Source organism: Actinopolymorpha cephalotaxi (genome assembly GCF_013408535.1).
In the GTDB taxonomy this organism is placed as follows: Bacteria; Actinomycetota; Actinomycetes; order Propionibacteriales; family Actinopolymorphaceae; genus Actinopolymorpha; species Actinopolymorpha cephalotaxi.
The window spans coordinates 2,529,390-2,550,319 of record NZ_JACBZA010000001.1 but is presented as its reverse complement, the minus strand read 5'-3'; the positions used below and the strand labels follow the sequence as shown (position 1 = coordinate 2,550,319).

Below are 20,930 nucleotides of genomic sequence, written 5' to 3'. Positions count from 1 at the left end.
CTCGCACCCGGTCGGTCTGCCACGATAGGCGGCATGCCTGCCGACGCCGCTGACACGACCGACCCGGCCCACACCGAAGACTCGACCGGCACCACGAACTCCACCGGCCCGACCATCGCCGCCACGCTCGTCGACCGGATCCGGGCGCTCGCCGAGCGTGCCGGTGAGGAGATCCTCGCGGTCTACGCGGCCGACGACCCCGGCGCCCGGGAGAAGGCCGACCGCACCCCGGTGACCGAGGCCGACCTGCGCGCGGAGGCGGTGATCGTGGCCGGGCTGGCCGAGCTGTCGCCCGACCTCCCGGTGGTGGCCGAGGAGGCCGTAGCCGCCGGCGACGCACCGGACGTGGACGGTACGCCGTTCTGGCTGGTCGACCCGCTCGACGGGACGAAGGAGTTCCTGTCCCGCAACGGCGAGTTCACCGTCAACATCGCGCTGGTCGAGGCCGGCACGCCCGTGCTCGGCGTGGTCCACCTGCCCGCGATCGGCGTGACCTACGTCGGCGGTCCGGGACGGGCCGAGCGGCTCGAGGGCGGCCGCAGCGCACCGCTGGCGGTCGTACCGACCCCGGCCACCGGCGCGCGGGCCCTGGTCAGCCGCAGCCACCTCGATCCGGAGACGCAGCGGTGGCTCGCGGGTGTGGAGGTGGACTCGCATGTCCAGGCCGGCAGCTCGCTGAAGTTCTGCCGGATCGCCGAGGGCGCCGCCGACGTCTACCCGCGGTTCGGCCGGACGATGGAGTGGGACACCGCCGCCGGCCACGCGGTCCTGCTGGCGGCCGGGGGAGCGGTGGTCACGCCCGACGGCGCCGCGCTGCGCTACGCCAAACCCGGGTTCGCCAACTCCCCGTTCGTCGCGTTCGGCGGCACCCGGCCCGCCCCGCTGCGGTGAGTGGGTGACCCCGGTTTGCCGCACTCGTCCCCGCTGGGTAGGTTCGCGTTCATCGTGGGTGTTCGCGATGCACGGGCGGTTTTCGGGACCCCGGCCGCCGGGCACGTGGCCCACCGAGCAAGAATCGCTGCACCCAAGACCCGTCGTACAGCCTCGAGGTGACCTGTCCGTGCCGCTACCTCACCTGACCCCCGAAGCCCGGCAGGCCGCGCTGGAGAAGGCCGCACAGGCCCGGCGTGAGCGTGCTGAGGTGAAGAACCGACTCAAGAACTCCGGCGCCTCGCTCGGCGAGGTCGTCAAGCTCGGGCGTGACTCCAACGAAGTGATCGGCAAGATGCGGGTGTTCGACCTGCTCTGTTCCATGCCGGGCGTGGGCAAGGTCCGCGCCCAGCAGATCATGGAACGCATCGGAATCTCCGAGAGCCGCCGCGTGCGGGGGCTCGGAGACAACCAAGTGGCTGCGCTGAAGCGTGAGTTCGGCGAATCCTGAGACCGTGTACGACCGGACCGCGGCGGGGGAGACCCGACGTCCGGTGGCTCGGCTGACCGTGCTCGCCGGCCCCACGGCCGTGGGCAAGGGCACCCTCGCCGCGGCGATCCGGCGTACGCATCCGGAGGTGTGGATCTCGGTCTCGGCCACCACCCGCCGGCCGCGGCCGGGAGAGATCCACGGGGTGCACTACTGGTTCGTCTCCGATGAGGAGTTCGACCGGATGGTCGCCGACGGCGCCCTGCTGGAGTGGGCGGTCGTGCACGGCACCCACCGCTACGGCACCCCGCGTGAAGCGGTCCAGGACAAGCTCACCGAGGGCCGCCCGGCGCTGCTGGAGATCGACCTGCAGGGCGCCCGGCAGGTCCGCCAGACCATGCCGGACGCGCTGTTCGTGTTCCTGGCACCGCCCAGCTGGGAGGAACTCGTCCGCCGGCTGCTGGGCCGGGGCACCGAGTCGGCGGAGGAGCAGGAGCGCCGGCTGGAGACCGCCCGCGAGGAGCTGGCCGCCGAGAAGGAGTTCGACGTCACCGTCGTCAACACCGAGGTGGGCGTCGCCGCGGAGGAGTTGGTAGCCTTGATGCGCTCCTACCCATATTCTCCGGAGGCCTGAGCTTGTCTGGGACCCAGCCTGCTGCCGAGGGCATCACCTACCCGCCCATCGACGACCTGCTCGAAAAGAGCGACTCGAAGTACAAGCTCGTCCTGTTCTCCGCCAAGCGCGCGCGGCAGATCAACGCCTACTACGCCCAGCTGGGCGAGGGCCTGCTGGAATACGTCGGCCCGCTCGTGGACACCCACGTCCAGGAGAAGCCGCTGTCCATCGCGCTGCGCGAGATCAACGAGGGCCTGCTCACCGTCGAGGACATCGAGCCCACCGACGAGGGCGGCCAGCCGGCGGCGTCCTGACCGCCCGGCGACGACGCGCCGAGCGTCGCTCACCCCCCTGAACGACCCCAGCCCAACCCCAGCGGCCCTGACGACCGCGTTCTCCCGACCGGAGTTCGGAGCTGACGATGCCGGGTGCCCCCAGATCTCGCGTGGTGCTCGGCGTCGCGGGCGGCATCGCCGCCTACAAGGCGTGCTCGTTGCTGCGCCTGCTGGTGGAGGTTCCCTACGACGTCCGGGTCGTGCCCACCGAGAGCGCCCTGCGCTTCGTCGGTGAGGCGACCTGGGCGGCGCTGTCCCACCAGCCCGTCCACACCGCGGTCTGGGACGACGTGCACGAGGTCCCCCACGTCCGGCTCGGCCGGGAGGCCGACCTGGTCGTGGTCGCACCGGCCACCGCCGACCTGCTGGCCAAGGCGGCGCACGGCCAGGCAGACGACCTGCTCACCTCGACCCTGCTGACCGCCCGCTGTCCGGTCGTGTTCGCGCCGGCGATGCACACCGAGATGTGGGACCACCCCGCGACCCGGGCCAACGTCGCCACGTTGCGCGAGCGGGGCGCGCTGGTCCTGGAGCCGGCCGAGGGGCGCCTGACCGGCACCGACACCGGCAAGGGCCGGCTGCCGGAGCCGGAGCAGATCTTCGACGTCTGCCGCGGCGTTCTCGCCCGCGGCGCTGAGCCGCTGGTGAACGACCTCACCGGCCGGCACGTCGTGGTGAGTGCCGGCGGCACCCGGGAGTACCTCGACCCGGTGCGCTACCTCGGCAACCGCTCGTCCGGGCGGCAGGGCTACGCGCTCGCCCGCACAGCGGTCCTCCGGGGCGCCTCGGTCACCCTGGTGGCGGCCAACGTCTCGCTACCCGACCCGGCCGGGGTGAAGGTCACCCGGGTCGGCTCGACGCGGGAGCTACGGGACGCCGTCCTCGCCGCCGCGCGAGACGCCGACGCGGTGGTGATGGCCGCGGCACCCGCGGACTTCCGCCCGGCGGCCTACGCCGACGCCAAGATCAAGAAGGCCGACGACGGGTCCGCCCCGACGGTGGAGCTGACCCAGAACCCCGACATCCTGGCCGAGCTTTCCCAGGCCCGGCCGCGGCCGGGCCTGGTGGTGGCCGGCTTCGCCGCCGAGACCGGCGACGCCACCGGGGGAGTCCTCGACCACGGCCGGGCCAAGCTGGCACGCAAGGGCTGCGACCTGCTCGTGGTCAACGAGGTGGGTGCGGGCAAGGGGTTCGAGAGCCCCGACAACGAGGCGGTCATCCTGGGCGCGGACGGCTCCCAGACCGCGGTGCCGCGCGGCCCCAAGGAAGCGCTCGCGCACCGGATCTGGGACCTCGTGGCAGCCCGCCTGGGGCCTGGCGTACCCCCCTCCGTGCCGGGTCGCTGACTCCCCGCGTTCACCGGCCGGCCCGGCCGCCCCGGCGTTCATGGGAGTTCCCTCATCCAGCGCGTGTCCGGCGTGTCATGCCCCGGCCAGACCGGTCGACCCTGGTTAGTCTCCCGGAATGGCCGAAATCGCTTCCGTCCTGATCCTCGGTGCGGCGGTGATCGCGTTCGTCGCCGGACGGCGCTGGCAGCACTTCGTCCGTACGGTCGACGACCACAAGCGGGCCCGGGCGCAGGTCCGCCGCTACCGCGCGGCTCGCTGGCCGGCGCTGCGTACGGCGGTGATCCTGCTGGCGTGCCTGGGGGTCTACATCGTGGCCACCAGGGCAATCACCGGCTGAACGCCACCCTGTCGACCCGGCGGCCCCGGCGCGCCGGGGCCGGGTGACCACTCCTCGAACGCGCGTTCGATAGGCTGGTCCGGTGCGATGGGACAACCAACGACTCTCCGGCCGCTCCGGCGCCGGTGCCGGCCGCTCCGACGCGTCGGCCGAGCCGGCTGAGCTGACGTTGTTCGGGCTGGACGCGTGCGCCCGCACGTTCGACACCCCGGAGTTCCGGGGGATGACGTTCTACGAGATCCACGCGAAGTCGCTGCTGAACAAGGTGCCCTCGGCGGCCCGGGTGCCCTTCGACTGGACGATCAACCCCTACCGCGGCTGTGGGCACGCCTGCGTCTACTGCTTCGCCCGGCGCACCCACGAGTACCTCGACCTCGACGCCGGGCGGGACTTCGACACCAAGGTGATCGTCAAGGTCAACGCCGCGGCGGTGCTGCGCCGGGAGCTGGCCCGGCCGAGCTGGCGCGGTGAGCCGGTGGCGATGGGCACCAACGTCGACTGTTACCAACGGGCCGAGGGCAGATACGCCCTGATGCCGGAGATCATCGCCGCGCTGCGCGACGCGGGCAACCCGTTCTCAATCCTCACCAAGGGCACGCTGCTGCTGCGCGATCTGGACCTGCTGCGGGAGGCCGCGCAGGTGACCGACGTGGGGCTGAGCGTCTCGGTGGGTTCGGTCGACGCCGACCTGTGGCGGCGGGTGGAGCCGGGGACTCCGAGTCCCCAGGCCCGGCTGCGGATGGTCCGGACGCTGACCGACGCGGGCTTTCGGGTGGGGGTGCTGATGGCGCCGATCCTGCCGCACCTCGGCGACGCACCCGACCGGCTCGAGGAGACCGTACGCGCGATCGCCGCGTCGGGAGCGAGCAGTCTCACCCCGCTCGTGCTGCACCTGCGGCCCGGCGCGCGGGAGTGGTATCTCCGGTGGCTCGGCCGGGAGCATCCCGAGCTGGCGCCGGTCTACGAGGATCTCTACGCCGCCGGCGCCTACGCCCCGGCGGCCTACCGGAAGCGGATCTCCGCGACCATCGCTTTGCTCGCCCGACGCCACGGAGTGGGCACAGAACGCGATTCTCGTCGAAACGCCCCCCATAGGCGCGCTCCGTCCAGCTGACCTGGTTAGGCTTGCGGACACCGCACGATCGCGAGCGGGCCGCTCGCGGCCTCCGCGCGCCCGCCCGGACGACCATCCCCTGGCACCCCGGGCGTCCCGAAGGCAGTGCCTTGAAGACCTAGAAGAAAGGATGGCCGTGACCCGACGACTGTTCACATCCGAGTCGGTTACCGAGGGCCACCCGGACAAGATCGCCGACCAGATCAGCGATTCGGTGCTCGACGCACTCCTCGCGGAGGACCCCGGCAGCCGGGTCGCGGTGGAGACGCTGTTGACGACCGGGCTGGTCGTGGTGGCCGGCGAGGTCACCACGAGTGCCTACGCCGACATCGCCTCGCTGGTGCGCCAGCGCATTCTCGACATCGGCTACGACTCCTCGGCCAAGGGCTTCGACGGCGCCTCGTGTGGTGTCACGGTCTCCATCGGCTCGCAGTCGCCCGACATCGCCCAGGGGGTGGACACCGCCTACGAGGGCCGCACCGACGGCTCGGTCGACCCGATCGACCTTCAGGGTGCGGGCGACCAGGGCATGATGTTCGGCTACGCCTGCGACGAGACCCCCGAGCTGATGCCGCTGCCGATCACGCTCGCGCACCGGCTGTCCAAGCGCCTCACCGACGTCCGCAAGGACGGGACGCTGCCCTACCTCCGTCCCGACGGCAAGACGCAGGTGACGATCGAGTACGACGGCGACCGGCCCGCCCGGATCGACACGATCGTGCTGTCCACGCAGCACGCCGCCAACATCGACCTCGACAACATGCTGACGCCGGACATTCGCCAGCACGTGATCGAGCCGATCATCGGCGAGCTCGACATCGAGACCACCGGCTACCGGCTCTTCGTCAACCCGACCGGCCGGTTCGAGCTGGGCGGGCCGATGGGCGACGCGGGCCTGACCGGCCGGAAGATCATCGTCGACACCTACGGCGGGTACGCCCGGCACGGTGGCGGCGCCTTCAGCGGCAAGGACCCGACAAAGGTCGACCGGTCCGCGGCGTACGCCATGCGCTGGGTGGCGAAGAACATCGTCGCCGCCGGGCTGGCGAAGCGGTGCGAGTGCCAGGTCGCCTACGCCATCGGCAAGGCGCAGCCGGTCGGCTTCTACGTCGACTGCTTCGGCACCGAGGCCGCACCGATCGACGTGATCGAGAAGGCCGTGCAGCAGGTGTTCGACCTGCGGCCGGCGGCGATCATCCGCGACCTCGACCTGCGGCGGCCGATCTACGTCCAGACCGCCGCCTACGGCCACTTCGGCCGGGAGCTGCCCGACTTCACCTGGGAGCGGACCGACCGCGCCGAGGAGCTGCGCAGCGCAGCGGGCATGCACTGATCCGCTGACCCACAAGAGGGGCGGGCCACCTGTCGGTGGCCTGCCCTACTCTTTTCAGCCGTGACCGAGGACGACGGAGGCCAGCTGGCGCTGGTACGGGGCAAGGTGCGCAAGCCGCGCGCCGCGAGCCCGCAGCAGCCGGCCCCGGAGCTCCCGGTCGCGCGCGTGCTGGTCGACGTGCCGCTGGCGCACCTCGACCGGCCCTTCGACTACCTCGTGCCCGAGCGGATACACGCCACCTGCGTGCCGGGCGCCCGGGTGCGCGTGCGGTTCGCCGGGCAGGACCTCGACGGCTTCGTGCTCGAACGCGTGGCCGAGTCCGACCACCGCGGCCGGCTGATGCCCCTGCGGCGGGTGGTGTCCGCCGAGCCGGTGCTCGCACCCGAGATCGCCCGGCTGGCCCGCCGGGTCGCCGACCGTTACGCCGGCACGCTCGCCGACGTGCTGCGGCTGGCGGTGCCGCCACGGCACGCGCGGGTGGAAGGCGCCACCGCCAAAGCCACCGGCACACCCGCCGCCGGTTCCGCCGACTCCGGCGACTCCGCCGGTTCCGCTGCCTCCGTTTCCGCTGCCTCCGGCACCGCCCGGTCCACGGAGTCCGTCGACGCGGCCGGGGCTCCCGGCGGGGAAGCGGCGGGTCCGGGCGACGGCACCCAGGCTTCCGGTGAGGACTCGCTCGCCGGCCACGACGGCGGCATCCGGCCCGGGCCGTGGAGTGCCTACCAGACCGGTGTCGCCTTCATCGAGGCGCTGCGCCGCGGCGACGCGCCGCGGGCGGTCTGGACCGCCGTACCCGGCGAGGACTGGCCCGCAGCACTCGCCCACGCCGCCGCCGCGACCCTCGCCGGTGGCAAGGGCGTGCTGGTGGTCGTCCCCGACCAGCGCGACGTGGCACGGCTGGACGCCGCGTTCGGTGCGGTGCTCGGCCCGGACCGGCACGTCGTTCTCACCGCCGAGCTCGGCCCGGCCGAGCGCTACCGCCGCTTCCTGGCCGTCCGCCGCGGCACGGTGCGATGCGTGGTCGGCACCCGTTCGGCGGCGTTCGCGCCGGTCGCCGACCTCGGCCTGGTCGCCTGCTGGGACGACGGTGACGACCTGCACGCCGAGCCGCGCGCTCCCTACCCCCACGTGCGCGAGGTCCTGTTGCTGCGGGCGCACGAGACCGGCTGCGCGGCGCTGCTCGGCGGGTTCGCGTGCACCGCCGAAGGCGCTCACCTGCTGACCACCGGCTGGGCGCGTCCGCTGGTCCCCGAGCGTGCCGTCGTCCGCGAGCGCGGCCCGCGCGTGGTGGTGGCCGGTGACAACGACACCGACCTCGCCCGCGACCCGGCCGCCCGCGCGGTCCGGCTGCCGCACCGGGCGTTCGAACAGGCCCGGACGGCGCTGAGCTCCGGGCCGGTGCTGGTCCAGGTCCCTCGCTCCGGCTATCTCCCCGCCCTGGCCTGCCAGACCTGCCGGGGCCCGGCGCGCTGCGCCACCTGCGCCGGGCCGCTCCAGCTCGGCTCCGCCGGCGCACCGCCGAGCTGCGGATGGTGCGGCCGGCCCGCGGTGTCGTGGAGGTGCCCCACCTGCGGCGGTGGCCGGCTGCGCGCTCCCGTGGTCGGCGCGGGGCGCACCGCGGAGGAGCTCGGCCGGGCGTTCCCCAGAGTTCCGGTGCGCACGTCCGGTGGTCCCCGCGTGCTGTCCACAGTCGGCGCCGAACCCGCCCTGGTGGTCGCCACCCCGGGCGCGGAGCCGGTGGCCGAGGGCGGCTACGCCGGCGCTCTGCTGCTGGACTCCTGGCTGGCGCTGGCGCGCGCGGACCTGCGGGCGGGGGAGGAGGCGCTGCGCCGCTGGCTCAACGCCGCCGCCCTGGTCCGGCCGGCGCGTGCCGGTGGATCGGTCGTCGTCGTGGGCGACCCGGGCTCGCCGGCACTCCAGGCGCTGGTCCGGTGGTCGCCGCAGGACCAGGCCGCCCGCGAGCTCGCCGAGCGCGAGGCCGCTAGGTTCCCCCCGGCGGTCCGGCTGGCCACCCTGACCGGCGCCCCGGACGCCGTACGCGACCTGGCCCGGCTGGTCGAGCTTCCACCGGGGACCGAGGAGCTCGGCCCGGTGCCCCTGGCCGCCGAGGACGAGGTCGTCCGCCTCGTCCTCCGGGTGCGGTGGACGGACGGTGCCCGGCTGTCGGCGGCGCTGAAGGCGGCCCAGGCGGTACGCAGTGCCCGCAAGGCGCCCGGCCCGGTCCGGGTCCAGGTCGACCCCGCCGTCCTCGGGTAGCTCCGGCCCGGGCGAGCGCCGCGGGTAGGGTCGGCGTTCGTGACGCACGCAGACCAGCCAACCGCTTCGCCGTCCCAGGCCTCGCCGTCCCAGGCCTCGCCGTCCCAGGCCTCGCCGTCCCAGCCGTCCCGGACATCGCTCGAGGCCGTCGTGTTCGACGTGGGCGGGGTCCTGCTGGACTGGAACCCCCGCTACCTCTACCGCACGTTGCTGTCCGACGAGGCCGAGATCGAGCGGTTCCTGGCGCAGGTCTGCACTCCGGAATGGAACGCCGCGCAGGACGCGGGCCGGACCTGGGCCGAGGGTGTGGCCGAGCTGACCGGCCGGTTCCCCGAGCACCGGGACCTGATCCAGGCCTACGACGAACGCTGGGCGGAGATGGTCGCCGGCACCCTGGAGGAGACCGTCGCGGTGCTGGACACGCTGCGGGCCGCCGGCGTCCCGACGTACGCCCTGACGAACTTCTCCGCGGAGAAGTGGACGGTCGCCTGCGAGCAGTGGCCGTTCCTCGCCGACCTCGACGGCGCGGTGGTGTCCGGTGTGGAGCGGGTCTCCAAACCGGACCCCGCGATCTACCGCCTGCTGCTGGACCGGCACGACCTGACCGCGGACACGACGTTCTACACCGACGACGTGCCGGTCAACGTGCACGCCGCCCGCGAGGTGGGACTGCGTGCGGAGGTCTTCGTGGACGGCGCGACGCTGCGCGGCCAGCTGAAGGCGGCCGGCCTGCCGGTGTGACCGGCGAGCACGCCGTCACAGGGACGTCAGGAGAGCGGCGCCGGGGACGCCTCCGTCGCCGGCCGGTCGGGGCTTTCCATCTCGTCGAACGCGAGCGCGTACAGCACCGCGGTGAACGACAGCCCATCGCGCATCCGCCCGTCGCGCACGATCCGGCGTACCTCCGGAAGCGGCACCCACTCGACCCGCTCCGCCTCGCTGGGGTCGCTCGGCGCACCCACCCTGGTCGCCCCGTCGGCGAGGAAGAGATGGAAGCGCTGGTCGGCGATCCCGTTGCTCGGGTGGTACGCCGCCAGCTCGCGCAACGGCCCCGGCCGCCAGCCGGTCTCCTCGAGAACCTCCCGCCCGGCGGCCTGCGCCGGGCTCTCGCCCGCGTCGACGCCGCCGGCCGGGATCTCCCAGCCCCAGGTGTCGGTGATGAACCGGTGCCGGTACAGCAGCAGCAGACCCCGCTCGGGGTCGTGCACCACCACCCCGGCGGCCGGGCGGGGCATCCGCAGGACGTGGTGGTCGAACCGGCGCAGTCCGGGCACCTCGACGTCGACCAGGGTGAGCCGCACCCAGTCGCTGGAGTAGATCTCACGCTCGCCGTGCACGGTCCATCGCATGGCGCAGACCCTACGGTGTGGGGCGGACACACTCCCGGCGAACACCTGGCGATCTCCTGGCGAAATGGCCCGGTCGGGCCGGATCCGGGGCGTCCGTAGACTGGCGGGGACGCCTGTGAGCTGATCGAGGAGACCTGCGTGGCTGTCCAGCCCATCCGACTGTTCGGTGATCCGGTGCTGCGGACTCCGGCCGAGCCTGTGCGCGACTTCGACAAGGAGCTGCGCAAGCTGGTCGCCGACCTCACCGACACCATGCTCGAAGCGCCCGGCAGCGGCCTGGCCGCGCCGCAGATCGGCGTCGGGCTCCGGGTCTTCACCTACCACGTCGACGACGTCGTCGGTCACCTGATCAACCCGCAGCTCGACCTGTCCGAGGAGGAGCAGTTCGGGCCGGAGGGGTGCCTGTCGATCCCCGGTTTCACCTTCGATTGCCGGCGCGCGCTGCGGGTCGTGGCCAAGGGCTACGACCTGCACGGCGAGCCGGTGACCGTGGAGGGGTCGGACCTGCTCGCGCGCTGCGTCCAGCACGAGACCGACCACCTGGACGGCGTGCTCTTCGTCGACCGGCTCGACCGGGAGGCGCGCAAGGCCGCCCTGCGGGCGATCCGCGAGGCGGAGTGGGCCGGCCAGGCGCCGCCCGCGGTCCGGGTGTCGCCGCATCCGACACTGGGCCGGGCGCTGTAGTGCCGGCGGTGAACGCGGGGGAGTCCGCGGCGCCGGAGGAGAACGCCCGGATGCGGTTGCTGTTCGCGGGTACGCCCGAGGCGGCGGTGCCCGCCCTGGAGGCGATCCTGGCCGGCCGCCACGAGGTCGTCGCAGTGCTGACCCGGCCGGACGCGCCCTCGGGCCGGGGCCGCAGGCTGCATCCGTCGCCGGTCGCCGAACGCGCCCGTGCCGCCGGGATCGAGGTGCTCACCCCGAAGTCCGCGAAGGACCCGGCGTTCGCCGAACGGCTGCGTGAGATCGCTCCCGACGCCTGCCCGGTGGTGGCGTACGGCGGACTGCTGCCGGCGAGCGTGCTGGACATCCCCCGGCACGGCTGGATCAACCTGCACTTCTCGGTGCTGCCCGCCTGGCGCGGCGCGGCACCGGTGCAGCACGCGGTCCGCGCCGGTGACGACGTGACCGGCGCGTCGACGTTCCAGATCGTGGAGGAGCTGGACGCCGGACCGGTCTACGGCGTTCTCACCGAGCCGATCGGCCCCACCGACACCGCGGGCGACCTGCTCGACCGGCTCGCTCGCAGCGGCGCACGGCTGCTGGCGGACACCCTCGACGGCATCGCCGCGGGCACGCTGGAGGCCCGGCCCCAGCCCGCCGACGGCGTGACGTACGCACGCAAGGTCGAGGTGGACGACGTACGCGTGGACTGGAAGGCCCCCGCGTTCGCCGTCGACCGGCTGGTCCGCTCGGCCACGCCCGCCCCCGGCGCGTGGACGACGTTCTGCGACGAACGCCTCAAGCTCGGACCGGTCGCCGTCGTCCCGGACGCGGAGGTGCTGCCGCCCGGGCGGCTGCGGGCGGAGAAGTCCAGGGTCCTCGTCGGCACCGGCAGCGTTCCGGTGGCCCTCGGTGAGGTACGCCCGCCGGGCAAGCAGGCGATGCAGGCGGCCGACTGGGCGCGTGGCGTACGTCCGACCGACGAGGAGTCCCTCACCTGATGGCATCCGAGTCCGGCAGGCCCGGCGGCGTTGGCAGTTTTGGCGGTTCCGGCAGGTCCGGTAGCTCCGGTAGCTCCGGCACGGGTGGAAGGTCCGGCGGCGCCCGGCGTACCGGCGCCCCCGCAGCCGGCGGGCAGCGAGGCGGCGCGGGCCGGCGACAGCCCCGTCCGACCGGCGGCGCGGGCGGGCAGCGACGTGCCGGGGTGGATCCCGCCCGGCTGGCCGCCTACGACGTGGTGCACGCGGTGTCGGTCCGCGACGCCTACGCCAACCTCGTGCTGCCCTCGGCCCTGCGGGAGCGCGGCCTGTCCGGACGGGACGCCGCCTTCGCCACCGAACTCGCCCACGGCACCCTGCGGCGCGGCGGTTACGACGACGTGCTCGCCCACTGTGTCAACCGTCCCTTGACGAAGCTCGACCCCGAGGTCCGGGACGTCCTTCGCCTTGGTGCGCACCAGATTCTCGGCATGCGGGTGCCCGCGCACGCGGCGGTGGCGACCAGCGTCGACCTGGCCCGCGGGGTGGCCGGCATCGGCCCGTCGAAGTTCGTCAACGCCGTCCTGCGGAAGGTGGCGGCCCGCGACCTGCCCGGCTGGCAGGCCGAGCTCGCCCCGCCGTACGACCGGGATCCGATCGGCCACCTGGCCGCGGTGCACGCGCACCCGCGGTGGGTGGTGGAGGCGTTCGCGGCCGCGCTCGACGGCTCGCTCGCCGAGACGGCCGCCGCGCTCGCGGCCGACAACGAGCCGGCCCGGGTGACACTCGCGGCCTGGCCGGGCCGGTCGAGTGTGGCGGACCTTCGGGCCGAGGGCGCCGAACCCGGCCGGTGGTCTCCGTACGCCGTCGTGCTGACCGAAGGCGGGGACCCGCACCGGATCCAGGCGGTGGCCCAGGGCCGCGCCGGTGTGCAGGACGAGGGCAGCCAACTCGTCGCGACCGCGCTGGCGGAGGCGCCGCTGGCCGGCGGCGACAGCGGCAGTGGCAGCGGCACCGACGAGCGCTGGCTCGACCTGTGCGCCGGCCCCGGCGGCAAGGCCGCCCTGCTCGCCGGCCTGGCCGGACGGCGCTCGGCCGCGCTGCTGGCCGCCGAGCTCCAGCCGCACCGGGCCGAGTTGGTCGACCGGGCCCTCACTCCCCGGGGCCGGCGCTCGCGCGGCGTCCTCGGCACCGTGGTCGCCGACGGCACCGCGCCGGCCTGGCCGCCCGGTGTCTTCGACCGGGTACTCGTCGACGCGCCGTGCACCGGACTCGGTGCACTGCGCCGCCGTCCGGAGGCACGCTGGCGGCGGGCAGCCGGCGACGTCGCCGGGCTCACCCCGCTGCAGGCGGAACTCCTCACCACGGCGCTGGACTCGGTGCGGGTGGGCGGCGTCGTCGCGTACGTCACCTGCTCCCCGCACCTGGCCGAGACCCGCGACGTCGTGGCCGCGGTGCTGGCCGGCCGCTCCGACGTCGAACGCCTGGACGCACGCCCGCTGCTGCCCGGCGTACCCGACCTCGGCGACGGCCCCGAGGTGCAGCTGTGGCCCCACCGGCACGGCACGGACGCGATGTTCCTCGCCCTGCTGCGCCGAACCGACGGCAACGACGCCAACCACGGCAACCACGGCACCCGCACCGAGGACGGCCGCTCGTCCCAGTAGAGTCGCGACCACCATGGGCGTTCAGATAGCACCGAGCATCCTGTCGGCCGACTTCGCGCGGCTGGCCCAGGCAGCCGAGTCGGTCCAGGCGGCCGACTGGCTGCACGTCGACGTGATGGACAACCACTTCGTCCCCAACCTCACGCTGGGACTTCCGGTGGTGGAGTCCCTGCAGGCGGCGACGGACCTGCCGATCGACTGCCACCTGATGATCGAGGACCCCGACCGGTGGGCACCCGCCTACGCCGACGCCGGGGTGGCCAGCGTGACGTTCCACGTGGAGGCCGCGCACGCGCCGATCCGGCTGGCCCGTGAGCTGCGCGCGCTCGGCAGCCGCGCCGGGATGGCGCTGAAGCCGGCGACGCCGGTCGAGCCGTACGCCGACCTGCTGGGCGAGCTGGACATGCTGCTGGTGATGACGGTCGAGCCGGGGTTCGGCGGTCAGAAGTTCCTCGACCTGTGCCTGCCCAAGATCCGGCGGGCCCGGGAGCTCGCCAGCGGGCGGGGCCTGGACCTGTGGCTGCAGGTGGACGGCGGAGTCTCGGCGGAGACCATCGAACGCTGCGCGGAGGCCGGCGCCGACGTCTTCGTCGCGGGCTCGGCGGTCTTCGGCGCGGAGGATCCCGACCGAGCGGTCAACCACCTGCGCGCGCTGGCGGCGGAGGCATCCAAGCCGATCGGGTAGGAGTCCTTCATGAGCTTTCCCGAGTACGACTACTCCGACGTTCGGTATCCCGAGCCGCGCTACACCGGCACCGGCGGCGAGGTCAGCGCGACCCATCGCCCGGCGAACCACCCACCGGAGTTCACCTATCGGTCCGGCGGCAGCGTCCACTACCTGTCCACCGGTGCGTCCACCAACGGCGAGTTCGGGCTCTACCGCTGGGAGATGGGCTCCGAACCCTCCGGGCCGAGCGCGCACTTCCACCGGTCCATCTCGGAGTCGTTCTACATCCTCACCGGCACCGTGCGGATCTTCGACGGCTCCCGCTGGGTCGACACCGAGCCCGGTGACTACGTGCACGTGCCCGAGGGCGGAATCCACGCGTTCCGCAACGAGTCCGGCGAACCGGCCGCCATGTTGCTGCACTTCGCACCCGGCGCGCCGCGGGAGGGCTACTTCGAGGGCCTGCCCGACCTGTCGAGGACCGACGAGGCCGAGCGCGCGGAGTTCTTCCTCCGGCACGACACGTTCTGGGTCTGAGCGTCAACCGGACCTTGCTTCGGCCCCCGTCCGGGCGCGCGGGAGTTCGGGGAGGCCGGACTCCCGTGCCCGGACTTGGCAGGCCGTGCGAGACTGAACGTCGTACGAGCTCAAAGCTCGCTGCGTGCTCCGGGGTCGGTGAAAGTCCGAACCGGCGGTGACAGTCCGCGACCCGTGCGAAGTCGTTCCAACGGCCTCGCCCGGTTGACCAGGTGGAATTCCTGGACCGACGGTTAAAGTCCGGATGGGAGGCAGCACGCGGGCCACGGCTTCCGTACCCGCAGTGCGGGCGAGGGCACTCCTCGTCCGCGTCGACGGGTCGGCCCCTGCCGTGACCTCGCCTTTTCCCCGGTGCCCGCTCGGGCAGACCGGAAGGCGAGGGAGTAGCCGGTGTTCACCGGAATTGTCGAAGAACGCGGCGAGGTCGTCGACCTCGTGCGCCTGGGGGACTCCGCGCGGTTGACCGTACGCGGACCCGAGGTGACCAGTGACGCGCGCCACGGCGACTCGATCGCCGTCGACGGCTGCTGTCTCACCGTCGTCGAGGTCGAGCCCGGCGAGGGCCGGTTCACCGCCGACGTGATGGCCGAGACCCTGTCCCGAACCAGCCTCGGCGCCCTCGCGCCCGGCCACCCGGTCAACCTGGAGCGGTCCGTACCCGCCGGCGGCCGGCTCGGCGGCCACATCGTGCAGGGGCACGTGGACGGCACCGGCCACATCCTGTCCCGCCGGCCCACCCCCCGCTGGGACCTGGTCGAGATCGCCCTGCCGCCACCGCTGGCCCGCTACGTCGCGGAGAAGGGCTCCGTCGCCGTGGACGGGGTGTCCCTCACCGTCGTCGAGGTCCGCGACCTTCCCGAGCCGGCGTTCACCGTCGCGCTCATCCCCACCACTCTCGACGTCACCACGCTGGGCGGGAAGCAGCCCGGTGCCGCGGTCAACCTCGAGGTGGACGTCATCGCGAAGTACGTCGAACGACTCACCGCCACCGGCGCGGCCCAGCCCACGGCCCAGCCCACAGACCAGGTCGCGGACCAGGCCGGCGAGCGGTCGCACACCCAAGGAGCACACGCATGAACTGGTTGACCTGGCTGGTCGGAGCTGAGCTGCACATCGGCGGCTCCACCATCCTCTGGCGCGAGATCGTCGGCAACGGCTTCGGCCTGGCCAGCGCGCTGTTCGGCATGCGCCGCCGGGTCGCGGCCTGGCCGGTCGGCATGATCGGCAACATCCTGCTGTTCACCGTCTTCCTCGGCGGCGTCTTCCACGCCCCGCAGGACAAGGACCTGTGGGGGCAGGCCGGCCGGCAGGTGTTCTTCTTCGCCGTCAGCGCGTACGGCTGGTGGCGGTGGCGGCAGGCCCGCACCGACGCCGGTGACGGCGGCGCGGTCGCACCGCGGTGGGCGACCTGGCGCGAACGCGTCGGCATGCTGGTCGGCGCGGCGGTGGGCGTGGCGGTGTTCACCTACCTCCTCGGCCTGCTGGGCTCGTGGGGACCGCTCGCCGACGCCTGGATCCTCACCGGCAGCATCCTGGCCACCTACGGCATGGCCCGCGGGTGGGTGGAGTTCTGGCTGATCTGGATCGCGGTGGACGCGGTCGGGGTGCCGTTGCTGCTGGCGGCGGGGTACTACCCGTCGGCGATCCTCTACCTCGTCTACGGCGGGTTCTGCGTGCTGGGCTTCGTCACCTGGACCCGTGTCCGGGCACGGATCGCGGCGGCACCCCAGCCTGCGAACACCGTGGCGGCGGGTGATCCGGCATGAGCACCGAGCGCGACCCGGTCGAGCGCGCGCTGGCCGACCTCGCCGCCGGACGGGCGGTGGTCGTGGTCGACGACGAGGACCGCGAGAACGAGGGCGACATCATCTTCGCCGCGTCCGCCGCGACCCCGGAGCTGGTGGCGTTCACCGTGCGGCACACCAGCGGCGTGCTGTGCGTACCGATGGAGGGCGCCGACCTGGACCGGCTGGCCATCGGGCCGATGACCGCGGACAACCGGGACGCCATGCGCACCGCGTTCTGCGTGACCGTGGACGCGGCCGCCGGGGTCACCACCGGTATCAGCGCCGAGGACCGTACGCACACCATCCGGCTGCTGGCCGATCCGGGCGCCGGCCCCGCGGACGTCGTACGGCCGGGGCACGTGTTCCCGCTGCGCTACCGGCCCGGCGGTGTCCTGGTCAGACGGGGGCACACCGAGGCCGCGGTCGATCTGGTCCGGCTCGCCGGCCTGCCACCGGTGGGCGTACTCGCCGAGCTGGTCGAGGACGACGGCACGATGATGCGCGGGGACGCGCTCCGCCGGTTTGCGGACGCGCACGACCTCGCGCTGATCACGATCGAGGATCTCGTACGCCACCGACGCCGGCACGAGCGGCTGGTGGAACGCGTCGCGCAGACCCGGATTCCGACCCGGCACGGCGACTTCCGGGCCGTCGGGTACCGCTGCACGGTCGACGGGTCCGAACACGTCGCCCTGGTCCGCGGCGAACCCGGGACCACTCCTGATGCTGCCGGTGAGCCCCTGGTCCGGCTGCACTCCGAATGCCTCACCGGCGACGCGTTCGGCTCGCTGCGCTGCGACTGCGGACCCCAGCTGGACCGCGCGCTCGCGACGGTCGCCGCCGACGGAGCCGGGGTGGTCGTCTACCTGCGCGGCCACGAGGGACGCGGCATCGGCCTGCTGGCCAAGCTGTCCGCGTACGCCCTGCAGGACACCGGCCACGACACGGTGGAGGCCAACCTCGCGCTCGGGCTGCCGGTCGACGCGCGCGACTACTGGATCGGCGCGCAGATCCTGTCCGACCTCGGCGTGGACCGGATGCGCCTGCTCACCAACAACCCAGCCAAACGAGCCGGGCTGGAGGCGTACGGCCTGACGGTCACCGCCACCACACCACTGACGATCACACCGAACGGCGACAACGCCCGCTACCTCGCGACCAAGCGGGACCGGCTCGGGCACGCGCTGCCGGCCGAGGCCGGCGTCGTTCGGCAGACCACCGGGAGGGCTTCATGAGCGGAACGGGTGCACCGGGCGCGGACCGGATCGACGGCGCCGGCCTGCGGGTCGGCGTGGTCGCCGCGTCGTGGCACGACCAGGTGATGGGCGGCCTGGTGGACGGCGCGCTGCGGGCGCTGGCCGAGGCCGGGGTGAGCGACCCGGTGATGGTGCGGGTGCCGGGCTCGTTCGAGCTTCCGGTGGTGGCCGCGCGGCTCGCCCGGTCCGGCCTGGACGCCGTGGTGGCCCTGGGCACCGTCGTACGGGGTGGCACTCCGCACTTCGAGTACGTCTGCCAGGCGGCGACGGTCGGCCTCACCGAGGTGAGCGTGCAGACCGGCGTGCCGATCGGCTTCGGCCTGCTCACCTGCGACACGGCCGAGCAGGCGCTGGACCGGGCCGGGCTGCCCGGCTCACACGAGGACCGGGGATACGAGTCCACCCAGGCGGCGCTGCGGACGGCGGTGACCCTGCGCGACCTGGCCGGCGCGCTTCCGCCGGGTGGTGACCACCACGTGGTTCCGGTGATCGGGTGAGGATGCTCCGGACGAACCGCCGGTTGCTGCTCCTGCGCCACGGCAAGGCCGAGTCGCCGCTGGGAGTGGCCGACGCCGACCGTCCCCTGGCCGCCCGCGGCCGGGCGCAGTCCGGCTACGCCGGGCGGGAGGTACGGGAACGCGGCCTGGTCCCCGACCTGGTGGTCGTGTCGCCCTCGCTGCGGACCCGGCAGACCTGGACGGAGTTCGCCGAGGCGGCGGGTGTGTACGCCGCGGGCGGCAGCCCGGACCAGTCGACCACGTCCGGCTCGTCCACCGACTCTCGAGTTGAGGTGGAGGTCGAGCCTGCTGGACCTGAGGTGAAGGTCGAGGTGGAGGTCGACGTCGACCGGCGGGTCTACGCCAACACCGTGGACGACCTGCTCGACATCGTGACCGAGGCACCCGAGAACGTGCGGACCCTGCTCGTGGTGGGGCACAACCCGTCGATCGGGAGCCTCGCCGCCGTACTCGACGACGGCTCGTCCGGGGCGGACCGGCACGGGCTGGCCGGCGGATACCCCACCGGCACGCTCGCGGTGTTCGACGTCGCGGGCCCGTGGAAGACGGTGGGGCCGGGGTCGGGCCGGCTCCGGGCGGTCGTCCGGCAGCCATCCTGACTCTGGGACGCAAGCCTGGCCGAAGCCGGGCCCGACCCGAGCCTGCCTTCTGAGCATGGTCCGGGCCCGACCCGCGAACTCCGGGTCGGGCCCGGACCCTCAGACCGAGCGCTGGTAGGAGCGGAACGCTCGCGCCGCGAGCCAGCCCATCACGGCGACGAGCGCCGCCAGCAGCCCGAGCCGGCCACTGACGAGGCCCCAGTCCGGCGTCGCGGAGACCGCCGAGCGGGCGGCGACGGCGGCCCAGTCCACCGGGTTGAACCTCGCCACGTCGCCCACCCAGGCCGGCATCAGCGCGGGCGCCATCATCACCGAGGACAGGAACGACAGCGGCAGGATCAGGAACTGCGAGATCGCGATCAGCGCCTCCTGCTGGTGCACCAGCAGCGCGATCGCGTCCGACAGGGCGGCGAACACGACCGCCAGCGCGACGGCGCACACCAGTACGACCAGCACGCCCGGCACGCCGCCGGCGAAGCGTGCACCGGCCGCGAACCCGACGCCGAGGACGATCAGCGACTGGATCACCGTGGTCACCGCCTGGAAGGCCAGCGACCCGGTGATCAGCGCGCCGCGGCTGAGCGGTGAGGTGAGGTTGCGGTCCATCACGCCGCGTTCCATGTCCTGGATGAACGACGTGCCCGCCCAGCCGGCGGAGAACATCGCCGTCATCACCACCACGCCGGGCGTGAGGTACTCCAGGTAGGAGCCGGTGCCGAAGCCGGGGAGCCGGGCGACGTTGCGGAACAGCTGGCCGAACAGCAGCAGCCAGATCATGGGCTGGATCAGGGTGAACGCGAGGTACGCCGGCTGCCTGGTCAAGGTGCGCAACGACCGTCCGGTGAGGTACGCGGAGTGGGCCAGGAACGTGCCGGCCGAGCCTCCCCGCCGCCGGGCGCGTACGCCGGTGCGGGGATCAGGCCGGGTGTCGGAGCGGGTGTCGGGGAAGGTGGTCATCGGTTCGTCTCCTGCCGGGGAAGGGGTGCGGCGTCGGCACGGTCGAAGGATCGGCCGGCGTGGCGCAGGTACACGTCGTCGAGGGAGGGCCGGGCCACGGTGACCGCGGTGAGGCCGATCCGGGCCGCGTCGAGAGCGGCCAGTACGGCGGGCAGCGCGGCCGCACCGTTGGTCACCCGCGCCCGCACGGTCGTCTCCTCCACCGTGACGTCGTGCACGCCCGGTACGCCGCCCAGCACCGACCGGGCCGCCTCGGCCGCCTCGGCCTGCCCGGCCTGCCCGGCCTGCCCGGCACCGGCGATTTCAGCCTGGACGGTGTCCCCATCCAGCTGGGCCTTCAGCTCGTCCGGCGTACCGGCGGCGACGACCCGGCCGCGGTCGATGATCACCAGTTGGTCGGCGAGCCGGTCCGCCTCCTCCAGGTAGTGCGTGGTGAGCAGCACGGTCAGCCCGTCGTCGCGGGCCAGCCGGGCGATCTCGGCCCACATCTCCGCCCGGGCCTGCGGGTCCAGTCCGGTGGTGGGTTCGTCCATGAACAGCACCGACGGCCGGTGCACCAGGCCGGTGGCGACGTCGAGCTTGCGCTGCATGCCGCCCGACCACTTGCCGGCCGGCCGGTCGGCCGCCTCGGCGAGACCGAAGCGGGCGAGTAGTTCCTGTGCCCGGGCCCGGGCAGCCGGGCCGGACAGCCCGTGGACACGGCCGGCCAGGATCAGGTTCTCCCGGCCGGTCCCCATCGGGTCGAAGGCCGGTTTCTGCGAGACGTACCCGATCGCCCGGCGTACCAGCGCCGGCCGGCGGTGCACGTCGATTCCGGCGACGCTCGCGGAGCCCGCGTCGGCGCGGGAGAGCGTGGTGAGGATCTTCACTGTCGTGGACTTGCCGGCGCCGTTGGGGCCGAGCAGTCCGAAGACCGACCCGGCTGGTACGGCGAAGCTGATGCCGGCCAGGGCCCGGACGGCCTTGTCGCCGCTGCCGTAGGTCTTGGTCAGGCCTGCCACCTCGATGGCGGGCCGGCCGGAGGGGAGTGGTCCGAGGTCGTCGAGGACCCCGGACGCCGCGTACGCGGACATGGTGCTCCTTCGTGTGACGCCCGCCGGACGGTCGCCGGACGGGCCGGGTCACCCAGGCGTGAACCGTGGGGTGAGCCCAGGGGGTGAAGGAGTCGAGTGGTCGCGGTACGCGGATACCCTGTGCGATGGAGGCCTTGGGATCCGCGCCCGGCGACGGGCTCGACTCGAGGTTGTTCAGCCGGC

The 20,930-nt window shown here is 73.5% G+C and carries 23 protein-coding genes and 1 riboswitch; of the genes, 20 read left to right on the top strand and 3 right to left on the bottom strand.

The genetic code is table 11. The features are described 5' to 3' along the window. The first annotated feature begins 33 nt into the window (after positions 1–33). The 10 genes from cysQ (at position 34) to FHR37_RS11370 (ending at position 9,441) form a co-directional block, all read left to right on the top strand. Positions 34–891 (top strand): 3'(2'),5'-bisphosphate nucleotidase CysQ, encoded by an 858-nt coding sequence (gene cysQ, locus FHR37_RS11415; RefSeq protein WP_092882767.1) that lies wholly within the window; start codon positions 34–36, stop codon positions 889–891. Between the two features lie 169 nt (positions 892–1,060). Beyond that, entirely contained in the window at positions 1,061–1,381 is a 321-nt protein-coding gene (mihF, locus tag FHR37_RS11410; protein WP_092655221.1) for an integration host factor, actinobacterial type, read from the top strand. Between the two features lie 4 nt (positions 1,382–1,385). Continuing rightward, positions 1,386–1,994 carry a guanylate kinase gene (gene gmk, locus FHR37_RS11405; protein ID WP_092882768.1) on the top strand — a complete coding sequence of 203 codons (609 nt, stop codon included), beginning with the start codon at positions 1,386–1,388 and terminating at the stop codon, positions 1,992–1,994. Positions 1,995–1,996: 2 nt separating this feature from the next. After that, on the top strand, positions 1,997–2,290 hold the full coding sequence (gene rpoZ, locus FHR37_RS11400; RefSeq protein WP_092655223.1) for a DNA-directed RNA polymerase subunit omega: 294 nt from the start codon (positions 1,997–1,999) through the stop codon (positions 2,288–2,290). A 107-nt stretch (positions 2,291–2,397) separates the two neighbouring features. After that, positions 2,398–3,657 (top strand): bifunctional phosphopantothenoylcysteine decarboxylase/phosphopantothenate--cysteine ligase CoaBC, encoded by a 1,260-nt coding sequence (gene coaBC, locus FHR37_RS11395; RefSeq protein WP_092882769.1) that lies wholly within the window; start codon positions 2,398–2,400, stop codon positions 3,655–3,657. Positions 3,658–3,775: 118 nt separating this feature from the next. After that, positions 3,776–3,997 carry a hypothetical protein gene (locus tag FHR37_RS11390; RefSeq protein ID WP_092882770.1) on the top strand — a complete coding sequence of 74 codons (222 nt, stop codon included), beginning with the start codon at positions 3,776–3,778 and terminating at the stop codon, positions 3,995–3,997. Positions 3,998–4,079: 82 nt separating this feature from the next. Beyond that, entirely contained in the window at positions 4,080–5,111 is a 1,032-nt protein-coding gene (locus FHR37_RS11385; protein WP_092882771.1) for an Rv2578c family radical SAM protein, read from the top strand. Positions 5,112–5,247: 136 nt separating this feature from the next. After that, entirely contained in the window at positions 5,248–6,444 is a 1,197-nt protein-coding gene (gene metK, locus FHR37_RS11380; protein WP_092882877.1) for a methionine adenosyltransferase, read from the top strand. Between the two features lie 60 nt (positions 6,445–6,504). Further along, positions 6,505–8,700 carry a primosomal protein N' gene (locus tag FHR37_RS11375; protein WP_092882772.1) on the top strand — a complete coding sequence of 732 codons (2,196 nt, stop codon included), beginning with the start codon at positions 6,505–6,507 and terminating at the stop codon, positions 8,698–8,700. Positions 8,701–8,739: 39 nt separating this feature from the next. After that, positions 8,740–9,441 (top strand): HAD family hydrolase, encoded by a 702-nt coding sequence (locus FHR37_RS11370; protein ID WP_092882773.1) that lies wholly within the window; start codon positions 8,740–8,742, stop codon positions 9,439–9,441. Between the two features lie 26 nt (positions 9,442–9,467). Here the strand turns inward: FHR37_RS11370 and FHR37_RS11365 are convergent, their stop codons facing one another. Continuing rightward, a complete protein-coding gene (locus FHR37_RS11365; RefSeq protein ID WP_092882774.1) occupies positions 9,468–10,049 on the bottom strand; it encodes an NUDIX hydrolase in 582 nt (193 codons plus the stop codon). 138 nt (positions 10,050–10,187) lie between these two features. Between FHR37_RS11365 and def the strand changes: the two genes are divergently transcribed. The 10 genes from def (at position 10,188) to FHR37_RS11315 (ending at position 18,717) form a co-directional block, all read left to right on the top strand. Continuing rightward, a complete protein-coding gene (gene def, locus FHR37_RS11360; RefSeq protein ID WP_237768702.1) occupies positions 10,188–10,733 on the top strand; it encodes a peptide deformylase in 546 nt (181 codons plus the stop codon). 50 nt (positions 10,734–10,783) lie between these two features. Beyond that, the gene (gene fmt / locus FHR37_RS11355) at positions 10,784–11,710 is read left to right on the top strand and encodes a methionyl-tRNA formyltransferase (RefSeq protein WP_092882878.1); all 927 of its coding nucleotides are present in this window, start codon (positions 10,784–10,786) and stop codon (positions 11,708–11,710) included. Between the two features lie 203 nt (positions 11,711–11,913). Continuing rightward, entirely contained in the window at positions 11,914–13,353 is a 1,440-nt protein-coding gene (locus FHR37_RS11350) for an RsmB/NOP family class I SAM-dependent RNA methyltransferase (protein ID WP_237768703.1), read from the top strand. A gap of 13 nt (positions 13,354–13,366) precedes the next feature. Further along, complete coding sequence (gene rpe, locus FHR37_RS11345; protein ID WP_092882777.1) at positions 13,367–14,038, top strand: ribulose-phosphate 3-epimerase; 672 nt, start codon at positions 13,367–13,369, stop codon at positions 14,036–14,038. Between the two features lie 9 nt (positions 14,039–14,047). Next, entirely contained in the window at positions 14,048–14,557 is a 510-nt protein-coding gene (locus FHR37_RS11340) for a cupin domain-containing protein (protein ID WP_092882778.1), read from the top strand. A 120-nt stretch (positions 14,558–14,677) separates the two neighbouring features. Then, positions 14,678–14,819: riboswitch (FMN riboswitch) on the top strand. A 128-nt stretch (positions 14,820–14,947) separates the two neighbouring features. After that, entirely contained in the window at positions 14,948–15,634 is a 687-nt protein-coding gene (locus FHR37_RS11335; RefSeq protein ID WP_092882779.1) for a riboflavin synthase, read from the top strand. Further along, positions 15,631–16,323 carry a nicotinamide riboside transporter PnuC gene (gene pnuC, locus FHR37_RS11330; RefSeq protein ID WP_092882780.1) on the top strand — a complete coding sequence of 231 codons (693 nt, stop codon included), beginning with the start codon at positions 15,631–15,633 and terminating at the stop codon, positions 16,321–16,323. The genes FHR37_RS11335 and pnuC overlap by 4 nt, the downstream gene beginning before the upstream one ends. After that, positions 16,320–17,579, top strand: a complete 1,260-nt coding sequence (locus tag FHR37_RS11325) for a bifunctional 3,4-dihydroxy-2-butanone-4-phosphate synthase/GTP cyclohydrolase II (RefSeq protein WP_092882781.1) — start codon at positions 16,320–16,322, stop codon at positions 17,577–17,579. The genes pnuC and FHR37_RS11325 overlap by 4 nt, the downstream gene beginning before the upstream one ends. Then, on the top strand, positions 17,576–18,097 hold the full coding sequence (gene ribH, locus FHR37_RS11320) for a 6,7-dimethyl-8-ribityllumazine synthase (protein WP_092882782.1): 522 nt from the start codon (positions 17,576–17,578) through the stop codon (positions 18,095–18,097). The genes FHR37_RS11325 and ribH overlap by 4 nt, the downstream gene beginning before the upstream one ends. A 2-nt stretch (positions 18,098–18,099) precedes the next feature. Beyond that, positions 18,100–18,717: a SixA phosphatase family protein gene (locus FHR37_RS11315; RefSeq protein WP_092882783.1), complete on the top strand. Its 618-nt coding sequence runs from the start codon at positions 18,100–18,102 to the stop codon at positions 18,715–18,717. Between the two features lie 99 nt (positions 18,718–18,816). Here FHR37_RS11315 and FHR37_RS11310 read toward each other — a convergent pair whose 3' ends face one another. Then, the gene (locus FHR37_RS11310; protein ID WP_092882784.1) at positions 18,817–19,674 is read right to left on the bottom strand and encodes an ABC transporter permease; all 858 of its coding nucleotides are present in this window, start codon (positions 19,672–19,674) and stop codon (positions 18,817–18,819) included. After that, entirely contained in the window at positions 19,671–20,747 is a 1,077-nt protein-coding gene (locus FHR37_RS11305) for an ABC transporter ATP-binding protein (protein WP_092882785.1), read from the bottom strand. The genes FHR37_RS11310 and FHR37_RS11305 overlap by 4 nt, the downstream gene beginning before the upstream one ends. Between the last annotated feature and the right edge of the window lie 183 nt (positions 20,748–20,930).

Coding starts and splice junctions, on each gene's coding strand:
- FHR37_RS11365 (WP_092882774.1), bottom strand. CDS start 10,049: ATGCGATGGACCGTGCACGGCGAGCGTGAGATCTACTCCAGCGACTGG.
- FHR37_RS11315 (WP_092882783.1), top strand. CDS start 18,100: ATGCTCCGGACGAACCGCCGGTTGCTGCTCCTGCGCCACGGCAAGGCC.
- rpe (WP_092882777.1), top strand. CDS start 13,367: ATGGGCGTTCAGATAGCACCGAGCATCCTGTCGGCCGACTTCGCGCGG.
- FHR37_RS11305 (WP_092882785.1), bottom strand. CDS start 20,747: ATGTCCGCGTACGCGGCGTCCGGGGTCCTCGACGACCTCGGACCACTC.
- fmt (WP_092882878.1), top strand. CDS start 10,784: ATGCGGTTGCTGTTCGCGGGTACGCCCGAGGCGGCGGTGCCCGCCCTG.
- ribH (WP_092882782.1), top strand. CDS start 17,576: ATGAGCGGAACGGGTGCACCGGGCGCGGACCGGATCGACGGCGCCGGC.
- FHR37_RS11390 (WP_092882770.1), top strand. CDS start 3,776: ATGGCCGAAATCGCTTCCGTCCTGATCCTCGGTGCGGCGGTGATCGCG.
- cysQ (WP_092882767.1), top strand. CDS start 34: ATGCCTGCCGACGCCGCTGACACGACCGACCCGGCCCACACCGAAGAC.
- FHR37_RS11325 (WP_092882781.1), top strand. CDS start 16,320: ATGAGCACCGAGCGCGACCCGGTCGAGCGCGCGCTGGCCGACCTCGCC.
- FHR37_RS11310 (WP_092882784.1), bottom strand. CDS start 19,674: ATGACCACCTTCCCCGACACCCGCTCCGACACCCGGCCTGATCCCCGC.
- FHR37_RS11340 (WP_092882778.1), top strand. CDS start 14,048: ATGAGCTTTCCCGAGTACGACTACTCCGACGTTCGGTATCCCGAGCCG.
- pnuC (WP_092882780.1), top strand. CDS start 15,631: ATGAACTGGTTGACCTGGCTGGTCGGAGCTGAGCTGCACATCGGCGGC.
- coaBC (WP_092882769.1), top strand. CDS start 2,398: ATGCCGGGTGCCCCCAGATCTCGCGTGGTGCTCGGCGTCGCGGGCGGC.